This window comes from Enterobacter sp. BIDMC92 (assembly GCF_001030225.1).
GTDB lineage: Bacteria > Pseudomonadota > Gammaproteobacteria > Enterobacterales > Enterobacteriaceae > Enterobacter > Enterobacter sichuanensis.
Genome location: NZ_KQ087598.1, coordinates 48,272 through 63,413 on the forward strand (window position 1 = coordinate 48,272; position 15,142 = coordinate 63,413).

General features: G+C 55.3%; 18 protein-coding genes. 11 read left to right on the forward strand and 7 right to left on the reverse strand.

The features are described from left to right. Positions 1-106: 106 nt before the first annotated feature. Positions 107-1,057, forward strand: a complete 951-nt coding sequence (locus SP99_RS00250; RefSeq protein WP_025757008.1) for a LacI family DNA-binding transcriptional regulator — start codon at positions 107-109, stop codon at positions 1,055-1,057. Between the two features lie 48 nt (positions 1,058-1,105). On the opposite strand, the gene SP99_RS00255 is transcribed toward SP99_RS00250, so the two are convergent. Beyond that, positions 1,106-1,402 (reverse strand): YicS family protein, encoded by a 297-nt coding sequence (locus SP99_RS00255; protein ID WP_047957420.1) that lies wholly within the window; start codon positions 1,400-1,402, stop codon positions 1,106-1,108. A gap of 140 nt (positions 1,403-1,542) precedes the next feature. On the opposite strand from SP99_RS00255, the gene SP99_RS00260 reads away from it, so the two are divergent. From SP99_RS00260 to SP99_RS00275, 4 genes are all read left to right on the forward strand, one after another. After that, positions 1,543-1,962: a GNAT family N-acetyltransferase gene (locus SP99_RS00260; RefSeq protein ID WP_047957421.1), complete on the forward strand. Its 420-nt coding sequence runs from the start codon at positions 1,543-1,545 to the stop codon at positions 1,960-1,962. 184 nt (positions 1,963-2,146) lie between these two features. Next, positions 2,147-2,965 (forward strand): lipoprotein NlpA, encoded by an 819-nt coding sequence (gene nlpA / locus SP99_RS00265; protein ID WP_176472031.1) that lies wholly within the window; start codon positions 2,147-2,149, stop codon positions 2,963-2,965. A 122-nt stretch (positions 2,966-3,087) separates the two neighbouring features. Next, positions 3,088-3,867: an MBL fold metallo-hydrolase gene (locus SP99_RS00270; RefSeq protein ID WP_047957422.1), complete on the forward strand. Its 780-nt coding sequence runs from the start codon at positions 3,088-3,090 to the stop codon at positions 3,865-3,867. 26 nt (positions 3,868-3,893) lie between these two features. Continuing rightward, positions 3,894-4,853 carry a GlxA family transcriptional regulator gene (locus SP99_RS00275; RefSeq protein ID WP_047957423.1) on the forward strand — a complete coding sequence of 320 codons (960 nt, stop codon included), beginning with the start codon at positions 3,894-3,896 and terminating at the stop codon, positions 4,851-4,853. 423 nt (positions 4,854-5,276) lie between these two features. Here SP99_RS00275 and SP99_RS00280 read toward each other — a convergent pair whose 3' ends face one another. Both SP99_RS00280 and SP99_RS00285 read right to left on the reverse strand, forming a co-directional pair. Then, positions 5,277-6,365, reverse strand: a complete 1,089-nt coding sequence (locus tag SP99_RS00280; protein WP_047957424.1) for an AAA family ATPase — start codon at positions 6,363-6,365, stop codon at positions 5,277-5,279. Then, the gene (locus SP99_RS00285) at positions 6,358-7,254 is read right to left on the reverse strand and encodes a LysR substrate-binding domain-containing protein (RefSeq protein ID WP_047957425.1); all 897 of its coding nucleotides are present in this window, start codon (positions 7,252-7,254) and stop codon (positions 6,358-6,360) included. The genes SP99_RS00280 and SP99_RS00285 overlap by 8 nt, the downstream gene beginning before the upstream one ends. A gap of 130 nt (positions 7,255-7,384) precedes the next feature. On the opposite strand from SP99_RS00285, the gene SP99_RS00290 reads away from it, so the two are divergent. Genes SP99_RS00290 through SP99_RS00300 form a run of 3 tightly spaced genes read left to right on the forward strand, consistent with a single transcriptional unit; the run spans position 7,385 to position 9,687 of the window. Continuing rightward, positions 7,385-8,395: an aldo/keto reductase gene (locus tag SP99_RS00290; RefSeq protein ID WP_047957426.1), complete on the forward strand. Its 1,011-nt coding sequence runs from the start codon at positions 7,385-7,387 to the stop codon at positions 8,393-8,395. 45 nt (positions 8,396-8,440) lie between these two features. Then, positions 8,441-9,238, forward strand: a complete 798-nt coding sequence (locus tag SP99_RS00295) for an SDR family NAD(P)-dependent oxidoreductase (RefSeq protein ID WP_047957427.1) — start codon at positions 8,441-8,443, stop codon at positions 9,236-9,238. 32 nt (positions 9,239-9,270) lie between these two features. Further along, positions 9,271-9,687: an SRPBCC family protein gene (locus SP99_RS00300; RefSeq protein WP_047957428.1), complete on the forward strand. Its 417-nt coding sequence runs from the start codon at positions 9,271-9,273 to the stop codon at positions 9,685-9,687. A 138-nt stretch (positions 9,688-9,825) separates the two neighbouring features. On the opposite strand, the gene SP99_RS00305 is transcribed toward SP99_RS00300, so the two are convergent. Beyond that, positions 9,826-10,785 carry a YbgA family protein gene (locus tag SP99_RS00305; RefSeq protein WP_047957429.1) on the reverse strand — a complete coding sequence of 320 codons (960 nt, stop codon included), beginning with the start codon at positions 10,783-10,785 and terminating at the stop codon, positions 9,826-9,828. Between the two features lie 146 nt (positions 10,786-10,931). Continuing rightward, positions 10,932-11,657, reverse strand: a complete 726-nt coding sequence (locus SP99_RS00310) for a MerR family transcriptional regulator (protein WP_047957430.1) — start codon at positions 11,655-11,657, stop codon at positions 10,932-10,934. 117 nt (positions 11,658-11,774) lie between these two features. On the opposite strand from SP99_RS00310, the gene SP99_RS00315 reads away from it, so the two are divergent. The 3 genes from SP99_RS00315 (at position 11,775) to SP99_RS00325 (ending at position 13,952) form a co-directional block, all read left to right on the forward strand. After that, positions 11,775-12,299: a lipocalin family protein gene (locus tag SP99_RS00315; protein ID WP_025757018.1), complete on the forward strand. Its 525-nt coding sequence runs from the start codon at positions 11,775-11,777 to the stop codon at positions 12,297-12,299. A gap of 78 nt (positions 12,300-12,377) precedes the next feature. Beyond that, complete coding sequence (locus SP99_RS00320) at positions 12,378-13,376, forward strand: class I SAM-dependent methyltransferase (RefSeq protein WP_047957431.1); 999 nt, start codon at positions 12,378-12,380, stop codon at positions 13,374-13,376. 138 nt (positions 13,377-13,514) lie between these two features. After that, on the forward strand, positions 13,515-13,952 hold the full coding sequence (locus tag SP99_RS00325) for an acetyltransferase (RefSeq protein WP_047957432.1): 438 nt from the start codon (positions 13,515-13,517) through the stop codon (positions 13,950-13,952). A 29-nt stretch (positions 13,953-13,981) separates the two neighbouring features. On the opposite strand, the gene SP99_RS00330 is transcribed toward SP99_RS00325, so the two are convergent. Both SP99_RS00330 and SP99_RS00335 read right to left on the reverse strand, forming a co-directional pair. Continuing rightward, on the reverse strand, positions 13,982-14,281 hold the full coding sequence (locus SP99_RS00330) for a helix-turn-helix domain-containing protein (RefSeq protein ID WP_025757021.1): 300 nt from the start codon (positions 14,279-14,281) through the stop codon (positions 13,982-13,984). Next, positions 14,278-14,628, reverse strand: coding sequence for a type II toxin-antitoxin system RelE/ParE family toxin (locus SP99_RS00335; RefSeq protein ID WP_047957433.1), 351 nt, complete (start codon positions 14,626-14,628; stop codon positions 14,278-14,280). Before SP99_RS00335 ends, SP99_RS00330 begins: the two co-directional genes overlap by 4 nt. Positions 14,629-15,142 lie beyond the last annotated feature (514 nt).

The window sequence follows — 15,142 nt, forward strand, 5'->3', positions numbered from 1 at the left end:
CGGTTTCCATGGAAAACGGAAACGGATATACTCCCTTCTGGCTATAATGTGAGCCGAAGCGGTCATGGAATTTGCAGGCGCGAGGTAAGCCTGTCAGGGGAAAGAGATGTCGACAATCAATGATGTATCACGTCTTGCCGGGGTATCTAAAGCCACGGTATCGCGAGTGTTGAGTGGGTCGCGTGGCGTAAAGGAAGCCAGCCGTCAGGCGGTTCTGAAGGCAGTGGATGAACTTAACTACCGGCCTAATGTGATTGCGCAGTCGCTGCTGAGCCAGTCGACAGGGTGCATCGGGGTGATTTGTGCCCAGGAAAACATTAACCAGACCACCGGTTATCTCTACGCGCTGGAAAAACAGCTCAGTCAGCACCAGAAACACCTGCTGCTGCGCTTCGCGCATAGCAAAGCGGAAGTGATGCACGCTCTGGAAGAGCTCTCTTGTGGGCTGTGCGATGACATCCTGGTGATTGGCGCGCGTTTCCCGCTGGACGTCGACAGGGACAACGTCATTCTGGTTGACTGTATGGAGTCTGATAATTCCAACAGTATCCAGTTCGATCATGCCTTTGCCGCCGAAACCGCCTGTAACTACCTGACCAGCCAGGGGCGACGGCAGATTGCCCTCATCCACCCGCACGGCAGCGGTTTTGCTGATCAGGTTCTGCTTGGCTACAAGCATGCGCTGGAGAAAAATTTCCTGCCCTTTAATCGCAACCTTGTGTTTATGGACGCCACCTCCTCGTCCGTTGCGCTTCAGGAGCTGCTCAATAATGCCAGCACGCTCAATTTCAACGCATTGCTGGTCGCGGACGAGCAGGAAGCCCAGCGGGTGATCCCGCAGCTGCAGGCGTTTAATAAATCCGTGCCGGAGGACATTATGGTCTTCAGCCTGGCCGGTTCGCTGCACCTGCCGGGTATTCCGGTGATCCCGGCCATTGAATATTCAATGGATGCCATGGCGGCGCGTATCGTGAGCTGGCTGACGGAAAAAACGCAGATGCTGGGGTCGTACGTGCTGCGCGGGGATCTCATCATTCCGGACGTGCGGAAACGTTAAACATGTGATGTAGGCCGGGTAAGCGCAGCGCCACCCGGCAAGCAGCATTCAATAATCTTCCATACAATCCACCTGGCCAATCGCCGCCCAGTAGGCATCCAGGTTGTCGCGCTTGACGGCGGTGATGGCATTCTTGATCAGCAGTTGATTGGCCTCAGACGACAAAATCATCTCCTGCCAGGCTTTATCGCTCTGTTTTTTCTGGGGTGTACAGGCTTTTTTCACATCTTTGAGGACCTGCTGCTTGATTTGAGCCTCCCGCGCCGGATCGTCCTTTTCCTGCGCATGGACAAACGCGGCGAACAGCAGACAAACCAGCAGGCAGACCAGGTGCGCAGCTTTCATCGAAACCCCCTTGAAAAGACGCATGCTTCCCATGAAATATATCGTTACATTCAGTGTAGCGACGCCAGCCGAAAGTATGAATTTTCTCCGTAAAGTATCTGTGCGATAGTCAAACAGCACACAAAAACAGGGAGAACGCCATGCAACTGAGCATTACCAATACGGTTACGCAGCAGGAAAAAGAAGAGTTATTCGTGGGGCTTCGTGCCTACAACGCGCAATTTTTGGATATGGCAACCTTTAGCGGCGATATTGGCGTTTACGTGCGTGACGAAAAAGGTGTCATGCTGGGCGGGTTAATCGGCGTGCGCAAAGGCGACTGGCTGAATATTGATTACCTCTGGGTAAGCGACACCGTCCGGGGAACCGGTGTGGGCAGCCAGCTCATCAAAGCGGCTGAAGAGGAAGCCAGACGCAAAGGCTGCAAGCACGCGCTGGTGGATACGGCCAGCTTCCAGGCGCGTCCGTTTTATGAAAAACAGGGGTATCAGCTGCAGATGTCTTTGCAGGACTATCCTTATCCGGGCATGCAGCGTCATTACCTGGCGAAAGCGCTTTAAGTCATTAGGCATCGAGATTCATCGCCCGGTGGCGCTACGCTTACCGGGCCTACACTTCCCCGTCATATAGGTCGGGTAAGCACAGCGCCACCCGGCGATACCCGTTTATAACGTATCCTTCTTACTGATTCTTTTTAGGTTTTTATTTCACCGCCTCGTTGTCGATATAGTCACTACACCATTTATCAAAAGGAACTGTCTTGTGAAACGTCGATTAGGTGCTCTGGTTCTCGCGGGTCTGCTGCTGGCAGGATGCGATCAAAGTGGCAGCGATGCCAAACACATTAAAGTCGGCGTCATCAATGGCGCTGAACAGGACGTGGCGGAAGTCGCCAAAAAAGTGGCTAAAGAGAAATATGGCCTGGATGTGGAGCTGGTGGGCTTCAGCGGTTCGCTGCTGCCCAACGACGCCACCAACCAGGGGGAACTGGATGCCAACGTTTTCCAGCATCGCCCGTTCCTTGAAGAGGATAACAAGGCGCATAACTATAAGCTGGTCGCCGTGGCGAATACTTTTGTTTTCCCGATGGCGGGCTACTCCCGCAAAATCAAATCCGTGTCTGACCTGAAGGACGGCGCGACCATCGCCATTCCAAACGATCCGACCAACCTGGGACGCGCGCTGTTGCTGTTGCAAAAAGAGAAGCTCATAACCCTGAAGCCAGACACCGGTCTGCTGCCGACGGCGCTGGATATTACCGCGAATCCCAAACACCTGAAGATTATGGAGCTGGAAGGGGCGCAGCTGCCGCGCGTGCTGGATGACCCGAAAGTAGATGTCGCGATTATCAGCACCACCTATATTCAGCAAACCGGGCTGTCGCCGGTGCATGACAGCGTCTTTATTGAAGATAAAAACTCGCCGTACGTGAACATTGTGGTGACGCGCGAAGACAACAAAGACGCGGAGAACGTGAAGGAATTTATCCAGTCTTATCAGTCGCCTGAAGTGGCTAAAGCCGCTGAAACCATCTTTAACGGTGGGGCGGTACCGGGCTGGTAAGGGAACGGACAGAAAACGCGGCGCCTTAAATTGGCCCGATTTCATCGAACATCGCCCTTTAGCCCACAGTGTTCAGCGTGGCCACGGGCTATTCTCTTTTCACACTAACCGGAGAATAGCCCATGAACATCACCCACATTCGCAACGCCACGCAGCTGATTACCTACGCCGGTAAACGCCTTTTAATCGACCCGATGCTGGCCCCGAAGGGCGCATACCCGGGCTTTCCCGGCACGGCACGCGCCGATCTCCGCAACCCGATGGTCGAGCTTCCCGTTGACGTCAACACGCTGCTGGATGCCGATGCGGTGATCGTTACCCATACCCATGACGATCACTGGGATCGCACTGCGGCGGAACTGATCGCCAAAGACAAACCGATCTACGTGCAAAACGACAGTGACGCCGCGCTGCTGCGCAGCCAGGGGTTTAGCAACCTGACGGTGATGACCGATGCGACCCGTTTCGGCGATATTCAGATTGCGAAAACCCACGGCGGCCAGCACGGTACTGACCGCGCTTACGCCGTACCGGAGCTGGCGGCGCGGCTGGGCGAGGCCTGCGGCGTGGTGCTGTGTCATCCTGCTGAGAAGACGCTCTATCTGGCAGGGGATACCGTCTGGCGTGAAGAGGTGGCAGCCGATCTGCAAAAGCACCAGCCGGATGTGGTGGTCCTTAACGCTGGCTATGCTCACGTTATTGGTTTTGGGCCGATTATTATGGGCCAGCAAGACGTGCTCAACGTCCATTTCCTGCTGCCGCAGGCCCACATTGTGGCGAGCCACATGGAGGCCATCAACCACTGCCTGTTGACCCGCAGCGCGCTGCGTGAGTACGTTGAAGCCAACCAGGTGAGTGACGCAGTGAGCATTCCCCAGGACGGTGAAACCGTTATATTCTGAGTGTTTTAAAGGGAAGGGAGAAACTGATGTCGCTCATCAACGTCGCCATTGTCGCGGTAGACGGGTTCAGCCCGTTCCACTACTCCGTTCCCTGCATTCTGTTTGGTGACTCGGTCTCCGGCGAAAAGCGCTTTAACGTGACGATTTGCGCCGAAACGCCCGGTTTCCTCACATCAAAAGACGGATTTACCCTCAATGCTACGCAGGACTACTCCGCCATCGGACAGGCCGATATTGTCGTCGTTCCCTACTGGCAGCATGTCCTTGAACGCCCGCCTCAGACGCTGCTCGACAGCCTGATACAAGCAAGAGATCACGGCGCGGAGATTGTCGGGCTGTGTCTGGGGTCGTTTGTGCTGGCTTATGCGGGGATCCTCGACGGCAAACGTGCGGCCACCCACTGGGAGTTCGAACGCCAGTTTCAGTCGCTCTTCCCGAACGTCCGGCTGGATATCAATGCCCTCTACGTGGATGACGGCAATATCATCACTTCCGCAGGCACTGCCGCCGCGCTGGACTGCTGCCTGTATATCATTCGTCAGCGCTTTGGCAGCGTGGTTGCTAACCAGATCGCCCGCCGGATGATTGTTCCGCCCCACCGCGATGGCGGACAGGCGCAATTCATTGCCCAGCCGGTGCCGAAAGATACCCGGGACGGGCGGATTAACGGCCTGATCGACTATCTTCAGCAGCACATCACCGAACCGCATAGCCTGGATTCGCTGGCGGAAGTGGTCTCCATGAGCCGCCGCACGCTGACCCGTCATTTTGTTAAGGCCACGGGGATGAGCGTCGCCGACTGGCTTACCGCCGAGCGCCTGCGGCGCAGCCAGATCTTGCTTGAAGCGGGAAATATGCCGATTGAAAGCGTGGCCGAGCTGGTGGGGTTTAATTCCGCTGTCACCTGGCGACAACAGTTTAAAGCGCGTTTTGGGGTCAGTCCGGCGGAGTGGCGAAAGACCTTTCGTGTTCACTCGTCTTTATAATTCTGTCTCGATGGAATAAAAAGGCGTGGGCGGCATCTTCTGGCTGACGGTTACGAGCGATCCTAACGAGAGTGCTTTAAACACCGTAATCTATTGTTTTCTCCTTTGGCGCCAGTGTCTTTTTAGCGTGATCCTGTTTTTTGCTGTTTAATGCTGATGTATCCGACGGGCTTCAAGATTTATCATTGTTTCAGCCCATGCACGGATGTTCTGACCAGGGAAAAGTGCAATATCCATTTTAATTTTCTCATCTGATAACCAACGTTTACAGATTATCCTGCCGGCAGAAACTGGCGACAATAAATTGGATAATGTATCTCGAGCTCAGAATTCGCCAAAGGCATACCCGGCGGAAATCATCTTCGTCGTTGATGGCGACCTTGAAAGTGGTGACTGGAGAAAAGGAATGCAAGGAACAAAGCATTACCCCAGCCTCTCCACCTTCGTCTCTCCCTCCACCATCGACAGCTGATACAGCGAAAACGATCGATGTTTCTCAATCAAATGCGCCAGCTCCGGCGAGTGGCTGGTGAGCCAGATCTGCGAGTAGCGGCTGGCCTCGGCGATTAAGCTCGCCAGCGCGGGCAGCATCTGAGGATGCAGGCTGTTTTCCGGCTCGTTCAACGCGATAAACGCCGGTGGGCGCGGGCTTAACAGCGCCACCGCCAGGCACAGGAAGCGGAGCGTACCGTCAGAGAACTCTGCGGGCTCCAGCGGTCTGCTCAGCCCTTCGCGCTGCATCATCATCCGGAACCGCCCGCCGGTGTTGTCGCTGTAAAACACGCAGCCGGGGAAGGCCTGGTCGAGAATGCGCATCAGCAGTAGTTCGTCGCCAATCTCGACAATGGTCTGAAACGCCGCTGCCAGGTTGGCGCCGTCGCTGGCCAGCACCGGGGAGCGGAAACCGACCTGCGGGGCACGCATCGCCGAGCCGGAGGAGACGGAAAACTCATGGTAAAAGCGCCAGTTACGCAGGGACTCGCGCATCTGCGACACTTCCGGGTAAAGATGCGGTTCACCGAGCTGGCCGAACACCGATTCATTCTCATAGAGCGTGCCGCTGTGGGTCACTTTCTCGTGATGCACGTTATTCAGAAACACCGCCTGATTCCTGCGCTTCATCAGCTGGGACGAAGGGCGACGGTGCTGGCCGCTCAGCCAGATGGACTCCTCTTTAATGACCGGGTCGAGCTGGAACTGCGACGGGTAAGGCAACTTCTCCACAAACCCGACCTGCAGCTCGTATTCATAGGTCTCTGTTTCTACCGCCAGGTTCATCCGCCGCAGCTGATCGCTGCGGGTTTTGCCTGCCCAGAACACCTTCAGGATGCCGCCCTCGTTTGCCAGCGCCTGGGAAAACTGCCCCTGCGCGGCGCTGTGCATCAGGTGTATCGCCTTGTAGATATTCGATTTTCCGGTACCGTTCGGCCCGAAGACGATGTTGAGCTGCTCCAGCTCCAGCGACATATCGCGGATGGAGCGGTAGTTTTGGATGTGCAGGGTGTTAATCATTTTTGTTCCCACGCAAAATTTCCCTGAAATGCGTGACCAGTGGACGCTGGTTGGCCTTATGCCACGCCGCCCACAGCTGAGTTGAGTAAGGCATCCACGGTAGTTCGCGCAGTATCACCCCTTCCGGTGCGTTATGACGCAGGCTGTGCTGGATGAGCGCCAGTCCAAGCCCTGCGGCCACAAGCCCCAGTGCCGTTAGCGGTTCACCCGCCTCCAGACGAATGGTCGGGTTAAATCCCGCCTTCACGCAGGCGGCAACAAACTCGTCGCGGGAGTGAGCATCATCGTTGTGAATGACGGCAATCCACTCCTGATCCGCCAGTTGCGCGGGCAAAAGGACCTCTTCCTGAGCCAGAGGGTGATGTTGCGGCAATGCCAGCAGCATTTTGTCATCCAGCACCTGAATATATTCCAGGTCCTGCTCGCTTTCCGCAGGTGGCGTGTCGACCAGTGAAAAGTCGAGGCTGCGCTGACGCAACCCTTCGATCTGCGTGGCGGGTGGCTGGCTGTAAAGGGCTATATGGACGTCCGGGCGGGACTGGCGCAGCGTGCGTAAGGCGGTAGAGAGCACACCGGAGTGCATCGCGTTTTCAATATAGCCGATACACAACCCCCCATCCTCGCCGCGGCCTAAGCGTTTTCCGAGGGACTCCAGACGGTTCGCGTGGGTCAGCAGGGAGCGGGTCTCAGCGAGGAAAGTTTGCCCGTCGGCGGTTAAACGTATGCGCTGCTGGTTGCGTTCAAAAAGCATCAAACCGAGGCGTTCTTCAAGCTGGGCAATCTGGCGGCTCAGCGGAGACTGAGAGATATGCAAACGCTCGGCGGCACGGCCAACGTGCTCCTCTTCTGCCACCACCACGAAATATTTCAACTGTCGTAAATCAATCATATCAGACCTCAAAGGACTCAAGTTAGACGAATTATGTCCTATCAAGTCATAACCTCGCAAGGTATTGTGATCAGCGTCACAGGGCGACAGCGAAATCGCCCGATCTGAACCCAAATACTGAGGACATCTTATGAGTATCAAAAATCTGTTACCTGCAAACATCGGCCTGGGCGGCGCACCGCTGGGCAACATGTTCCGCAACATTCCTGAGGATGAAGCACTGGCCACCGTACACGACGCCTGGAAACTGGGCGTGCGTTACTTCGACACCGCACCGCTTTATGGCTCTGGCCTTTCCGAACTGCGCATGGGTGAGGCGCTGTCTCAGTATCCTCGCGACGAGTATGTGCTGAGCACCAAAGTAGGCCGCATCATGCTCGACGAGATGGAAGATCCCGCGACCCGTGATTTTGGTGAGAAAGGCGGTCTGTTTGAACACGGACTGAAAAACAAAATTCTCAATGACTACTCCGCTGATGCCACGCTGCGCTCTATTGAGGATAGCCTGAAACGACTGAAAACTGACCGTCTGGATATCGTCTGGATCCACGACCCAGCGCAGGATTTCTACGGTGACAGCTGGCTGGAACAGTTCAATGTGGCGCGTACCGGTGCGTTCCGTGCCCTGACTCGCCTGCGGGAAGAGGGCGTCATCAAAGCATGGGGTCTGGGCGTAAACCGCGTCGAGCCGTGCGAGCTGACGCTGGCGCTGGATGAGCCTAAGCCCGATGCCTTCCTTCTGGCGGGCCGTTACTCTCTGCTCGACCATAAACGCGCCTTACAGCGTCTGATGCCAGAGGCGCTGGAGCACAATGTCGATATCGTGGTCGGCGGTCCCTACAGCTCAGGCGTGCTGGCCGGTGGGGAGCACTTCGAATATCAAAAAGCCTCTCCGGCTATTCATGAGCAGGTGGCACGTATTCAGGCTGTTGCCGCGCGGTTCAACGTGGATGTAAAAGCTGCGGCACTGCAGTTTGCGCTGGCGAATCCGGCCGTCACCGCCGTGATCCCTGGCTCCAGCCGCCCTGGCCGTATGGCTGAGGATTTGGCTGCGCTAAAAGCCACCATTCCAGCGGCATTCTGGGAAGAGATGCGCCGTCAGGGTCTGGTTGCAGAGAATGCACCGCTGCCCGTTCGTTAATCACCGCGGGGTCGTCAGGCCCCCAATACTTACATGGGAAATATGATGAAACTGGATCTTACCGACAAAATTGCGGTGGTGAGCGGCTCTACGTCCGGCATCGGGCTCGGCATTGCCGACGGGCTGACACAAGCGGGAGCCACCGTCGTGGTGGTTGGCCGTCAGGAAAACAGCGTGGCCACAGCGATTGCCAGCATTAAAGCAAAAAATCAAGCCGCGTTGCTGCGTGGTGTGGTGGCTGACCTTAGCACCGAACAGGGTGTTGCCGCACTGATCGCCGCCGTGCCTGTCGCCGATGTGCTGGTGAATAACCTTGGCATATTTAACGACAAAGACTTCTTCACCGTGCCGGACGACGAATGGATGCATTTCTACAACGTTAACGTGCTGTCCGGCGTGCGCCTGGCGCGGCACTATGCGACAGCCATGGCAGAGCAGGGATGGGGACGCATTATTTTCGTGTCGTCCGAATCTGGCGTGGCCATTCCTGGTGACATGATCAACTACGGCGTCACCAAAGCCGCTAACCTGGCGGTTTCGCATGGACTGGCAAAACGGCTGGCGGGCACAGGCGTCACCGTGAATGCGATTCTGCCCGGTCCGACATTTACTGATGGCCTGAAAACGATGCTGGCCGAGGCTGCCGAAAAATCAGGCCGTAACGCACGTGAACAGGCCGATGAGTTTGTCCGCAGCGCGCGCCCCAGCTCGATTATTCAGCGCGCCGCGGATGTGGAAGAGGTGGCAAACCTCGCCGTTTATCTGGCATCACCGCTCTCCTCCGCGACCACGGGTGCTGCCCTACGTGTGGATGGCGGTGTTGTCGACACCCTCGCAATGTAATCCTACATCACTGATATTAAGAGAGAATAATCATGGCTACTACCACAGTATCTATTGAAATCCCGGCATCTGCCGAAACGGTGTGGCAACTGATGGGGGGCTTTGATGCCCTGCCTGACTGGCTGCCGTTCATTCCAGAAAGCGTCTCCTCTGAAGGCGGGCGCGTGCGTTCGCTGACCACGTCTGATGGTGGCACCGTGATTGAACGTCTGGAAGCGTTTGATAACCGCCAGCGCAGCTACAGCTACTCGATTATGAAAGCGCCCTTCCCGGTGGTGGATTACCTTTCCACCATTACGGTGCATGAAACGGCCGACAGCAACGTCTCACGCGTAGAGTGGTACGGTGAATTCACGCCGGTAAATGTTTCTGACGCAGAGGCCCAGGCCCTGTTCAGCGGGATTTACCGGGATGGACTGGAAGCGTTGAAAAAGAATTTTGTCGCATAATCCTCAGAGCGCTGTTTTACGGCGCTTTTTTTTTCGATCGTATGGGTTAAGCGCAAAAAAGAGACGACAGTGAGGATGTCGTCTAAACGGGCTACTGCTGCGGGCCTCTACGGGTCAATGGGGCCTTCGCGTCTTTATTTACTTAACGGCCAGACGCAGACCCAAATCATCAGGATAGGGATCAAAGTAGTTTTGCGTCATCAGATACCGGTCAGGATATTCGGCAAGGTAGTGCTTCAGCAGCGTGATCGGCGCGAGGATAGGCAACTGTCCGTTGCGATAGTGCAGGATCACATCGCGCAGTTCGCCGCGCTGGCGGCTGTTCAGCTGGTTACGGAAATAGCCCTGAATGTGCATCAGTACGTTAGTGTGATTCTTCCGCGAGGCGGGCTTTTTCAGGATAGTCATCAGCTTCTCCCGGTACGCCACGAAAAACGCGTCCAGGTCTTCCCACTCGTGCAGCGAGGCGACGAACGGGCCGATTTCACGGTAACCCGCCTGATGGTGCGCCAGCAGCTGAAGCTTGTAGCGGCTGTGAAAATCCAGCAGCGCGCGGCGCGTCAGGCCATTTTTTCGCAGTGTGTTCAGCTCGTGCAGCGCAAAAACACGCTCGACGAAGTTTTCCCGCAGCACCGGGTCGTGCAGGCGTCCATCCTCCTCCACAGGCAGCCACGGCCAGGTTTCAAGGAGGGCAGCGGTGAACAGCCCGACCCCCTCCTTGCGGCCCCGGTTGCCGTTTTCATCATACAGCCGCACGCGTTCCATGCCGCAGCTGGGGGATTTCGCACAGACGATAAAGCCGGAGAGATCGCCGGTTTTCGGTAAAAAATCTGCCGTAAAGTCCGCCATTTTCTGCGTTACGTCTTCATGAGGCGCATGGCTGAAGCGCATCTGCGTTTCACCGTTCATCGTCACGATCAGGCGCAGCGCCGGGCGAGGCGTCGGCAGGCCGATGGCCATTTCCGGGCAGACGGGTCTGAAATTCACCCACTGGGCCAGCTCATCCATGACGAAGCCCATACGCTTATGTCCGCCGTCAAAGCGAACGGCGGATCCGGTCAAACATCCGCTAATACCGAGCACAGGTTTCGTTGTCATGGTGTGGTCCTCCCGTTCATATAACTAAAACTTACACAACATGACTAATTTGTCCAAGTATTCGCGGGACTATTTTTTTTATTCTTTTAAAATCAAGAGGGATTTGCTGCCCTTGCAGGACTGGCTCAGCAGCAACGGGAAAATCGTCAGAGGATAATCACTTCAAGGGAAACCTGCTGCTGCCACTGTTCCACCTGTTTTTTCCGTGCCGCGGTGAGCTTACCGCTGGTGACCAGCAGCCATTTGCGCTCCGGGAAAATTTCCGGTGCCAGCGCGTCAGGAGGCGAGGGCAGAATGTCGATCCGGTGGCCCTGCCCGGTGCGCGTCAGGGCTTCGAGCCAGATCTCGCAGGCGTCGTTCAGGTGCCAGCCGCTGAGCAGAATATTATCCCCTGGCGCTTTCTTATCGCCCTCGAGGCAAAACGAGGTGTAGGCGATGATGATGCCGTCAAGGATCGCGCGCAGGGTCATGGCGGCGGCGACGTTAGCTGAGACCTGGCTGCGCAGCGGGCGCAGCACGTTCGTGACCAGCTCGGGTCTTGGGTACTCGCGTCCGGCGTCGTAGATCATCTGGCGCAGGGACTCGATTTTGCCATCCTGCAGACGTTGCAGCATGTTCTGCTGCAGGGTTTGCCAGTTGTTGGTCCGCCCCGGCGTCGGGCGTTCCAGCAGTGGTTTGACCTGGCCAATCGGGACACCTTTTTTAACCCAGTCGAGGATTTTTAGCGCCTGCTGGACGTCCTCATCGCTGTACTGGCGGTGGCCGCCTTCCGTGCGCTGTGGCTTGAGTAAACCGTAGCGACGCTGCCACGCCCGCAGGGTGGTGGCGGTGATGCCGCTGAGTCTGGCGAATTCGCCGATGGAGTAAGCCATGTCCGTGTCCAGAGTGGAGGAATACTCTCAATATACTACGAATTTTCCCGAACGGGATGAAGCGCCGAAACGGTGCACTACACTTAACATCCAACCGCGCAAATGAAAGGAATTCTCATGAAGCTATGGCCTGTTGTGACCGGTGTTGCCATTGCCCTGACGCTGGTCGCCTGTACATCCCCTACGCCACCGAAAGGCGTGCAGCCGATTTCCGGTTTTGACGCCAGCCGCTATCTCGGTAAATGGTACGAAGTCGCCCGCCTGGAAAACCGCTTTGAACGCGGGCTGGAGCAGGTGACCGCCACCTACGGCAAGCGCAGCGACGGCGGCATTAGCGTGCTTAACCGCGGTTACGACCCGGTGAAGAACAAGTGGAATGAGAGCGAAGGGAAGGCGTACTTTACCGGCGAACCGACCACGGCTGCGCTGAAGGTGTCGTTCTTTGGCCCGTTCTACGGCGGCTATAACGTGATCAAGCTGGACGACAAGTACCAGTACGCCCTGGTGAGCGGTCCAAACCGCGATTACCTGTGGATTTTGTCGCGCACGCCCACGATCCCGGATGCGGTGAAACAGGATTATCTGAACACTGCCCGCAGCCTGGGTTTCCGGGTTGATCAGCTGGTGTGGGTGAAGCAGTAAAGATCGTGCTTTCTTCGTAGGGTATTAATGGCTCGCCTGGATAGACTTCCGTTAAAAGCCCTACGGAGGGAAGAGGACATGAACTGGCAGCCTTTTCGCGGCAATGCACCGGAAAACATGACCATTTTCAGTGCGTCATTTCCCGACGTCAGCGATCGGTGGCCGATGAAAGACGATGCTGTCCGTGAGATTGCCACCCTTGACCGGGCGCTGAAAGCTGAACCTGCGCTGCGTCCCCCTCGGGTTGAATACGAAGAGGGGGGAGAGGCGGTGCTTGTCCCGCAGAACCGCTATTCCGAACAGGCCTTTCGCAACCGACCGGCGCTGACCGCGTGGCGCACCCGGCTGGTGCCCTCCGCGCTGGCGCTGTTTGTGGTGCAAAACCCGCTGGAAGACCGCCTGCCAGACGGAACCAAAATGGACAGCGACAGCCGCCAGTGGTTTATTCACGCTAACGATGCGGTAGGCGTGCGTTCCCGCGCCCGGGTGCTGGCCGCGCTGGTGGATAAATACATTCATAACGAGAGTGAGAACAACTGGGTCAGCCTGGCGAGCGGGGCTGCAATCCCGGTGCTGGAGGCGCTGCGCGAAGCAAAGCTCGACGGCCAGCAGGTGTATCTCACGCTGGTGGACAAAGATCCCGTGGCGCTCAGCTGGGCAGAAACCATGGCGGCCCAGGAGGGCATTGTGGTAGGTGAACAGCTGACCCTGCTTCGGCGCAACCTGGTTCATACGCTGGTGCGTAACGAGGACTTACTGCTGGAGCTGGGCGAGCATCAGGCTGAACTGGTCGATGCGCTGGGGATTTTCGAATACTTCAACGATACCGATGCGGTAATTTTCCTCCAGCGCGCGCTGCGGCTGGTAAAGCCCGGCGGGGCGGTGATTGTATCGAACATGCTGACCAGCAGCCCGCAGATTGACTTTGTGCTGCGCGGTATCGGCTGGGAGGATATTCACCCGCGGTCGTTACAGCAGCTGCAGGATATCCACATTGCGGCGGGCGTCCCGGTTGAAAACGTCACCGTGGTGGTGCCGAAGGATGGGGTGTATGCGGTGATGGAGGTGAGGGTTTAGCGCGATCGGTACATCCGCTGAGTTGGCCAGAAACCGCACGGACAATCCCCTCTCCCTTGAGGGAGAGGGTTAGGGTGAGGGGGTGCAGCACGCACAGAGTGACTTGCATTGGTTTGGTTTTCCAAACATGATCCCCCGATGAAAATAGAAACCGCCGTCCCCTCACACTTCGAACGACTGGTCGCCATCTGGGAATCCTCCGTTCGCGCCACTCACCATTTTTTGCAGGAAAGCGATATTGCGGCGCTGCGTCCGTTATTGCTCAACGCCTATCTGCCAAACCTCACCGTCGTGATGGCCCGCGATGATGCAGGCGCTATTCATGGCTTTATAGGCGTGGATGAAAATCGTATTGAAATGCTGTTTGTTGACGATGCGAGCCGGGGAAAAGGCGTCGGGAAATTACTGCTGAAATATGCCATCGCAGAGTTTGGCGTGAATGAAGTGGATGTGAATGAGCAAAACCCGCAGGGCGTTGAATTTTATCGCCATATGGGGTTTAAGCAGGTCGGACGCTCGGAAATGGACGGGCAGGGGAATCCGTTTCCGTTGTTGCATATGCGGTTGGGTGAATGAATGCTAAATTAACGCAGATATCACGCTTGTTAGATATGAAATGCAACGCGTTTTCCTGTGGGAAGTTCAACGTCGATACGGAGTTTCCCACCCATTGCCTCAATGTAGCGCTTAAGCGTGGCAATTTTTAATTCATTTCCCCGTTGCTCTAGCTGTGTCACTGCGGGCTGGCTCACCCCCATCAGGTCGGCAACATTTTTTTGCGAAAGCCTGAGCTCTTCACGTAAAAGTTGCAGACCCGTTTCGAGGATCATTTCCTCTGCCATCTCTTTAATACGTTGTTGGCTTTCCGGTGAACGTGACGCAATCACTTCATTTAAGGTTTTCACTTGGCTGCCCCCAGGCTTGTCAGATGTAGAGAAAATTCGGCATCTGCAATGCGAATCATTTTTTCATAAAAGGCTTTGTCGTTACTCTTATCATCCGCGCAAAGCACAATGGCTTGACGGACAGGATCAAATGCGAAGAAAGCACGTATCGGCCGACCAGCATATTGAATACGTAATTCTTTCATATGTTTATACCTTGAACCTTTAACCGTATCTGCATAGGGACGAGGAAGATGTGGCCCATAGTTTTGCAGATTTAGCAGATCTGCCAGCACCTTATCCTGTAATCCTTCTTCCTGTGCAAGCAACCATTGCTCGAATACCTTTCCGAACAGAACCGTCCACATGCTTCGTCCATGATAAGCTGTAGCTTATAAAAATAATATAAGCTGTAGTTAATAAATGCAATGGCTGTCATTAATAGCCAGGCTGTTAGTGGCAGGAGTATGACAAAGAAGGGATATCAAACGGATCGCGCAATTAAGAAATTGCGAGGCGCTTTCCAGGAAGTTGATTCTGAATCGCGGTAAGGCCTTTCTCTATCTGCATGAGTTTTTCCTTCGTCCGTTTGTACTCATCCATGCAAGAGAAAAAGAAACCAAATTTGATCGCACCGGAAGCACGATAAAGGACATTCAGTTTGAGGATGAGTTTTAGACTTATGGGGGATTAACCACCAAAAATATTTATTATAATAACAAGGCAATAAATGATAAGTTAGGGATATATATTAAGAGCTTATCATTTCCCATTATAATAAATGTTACAGTTAAGTTTTTAAAAAATGAGAAAGATATTTCTAACCAAATCTGCTTTTAAATTTTCGTGAACTAACTCGACGTTGCTTTTTCCATTACAGTT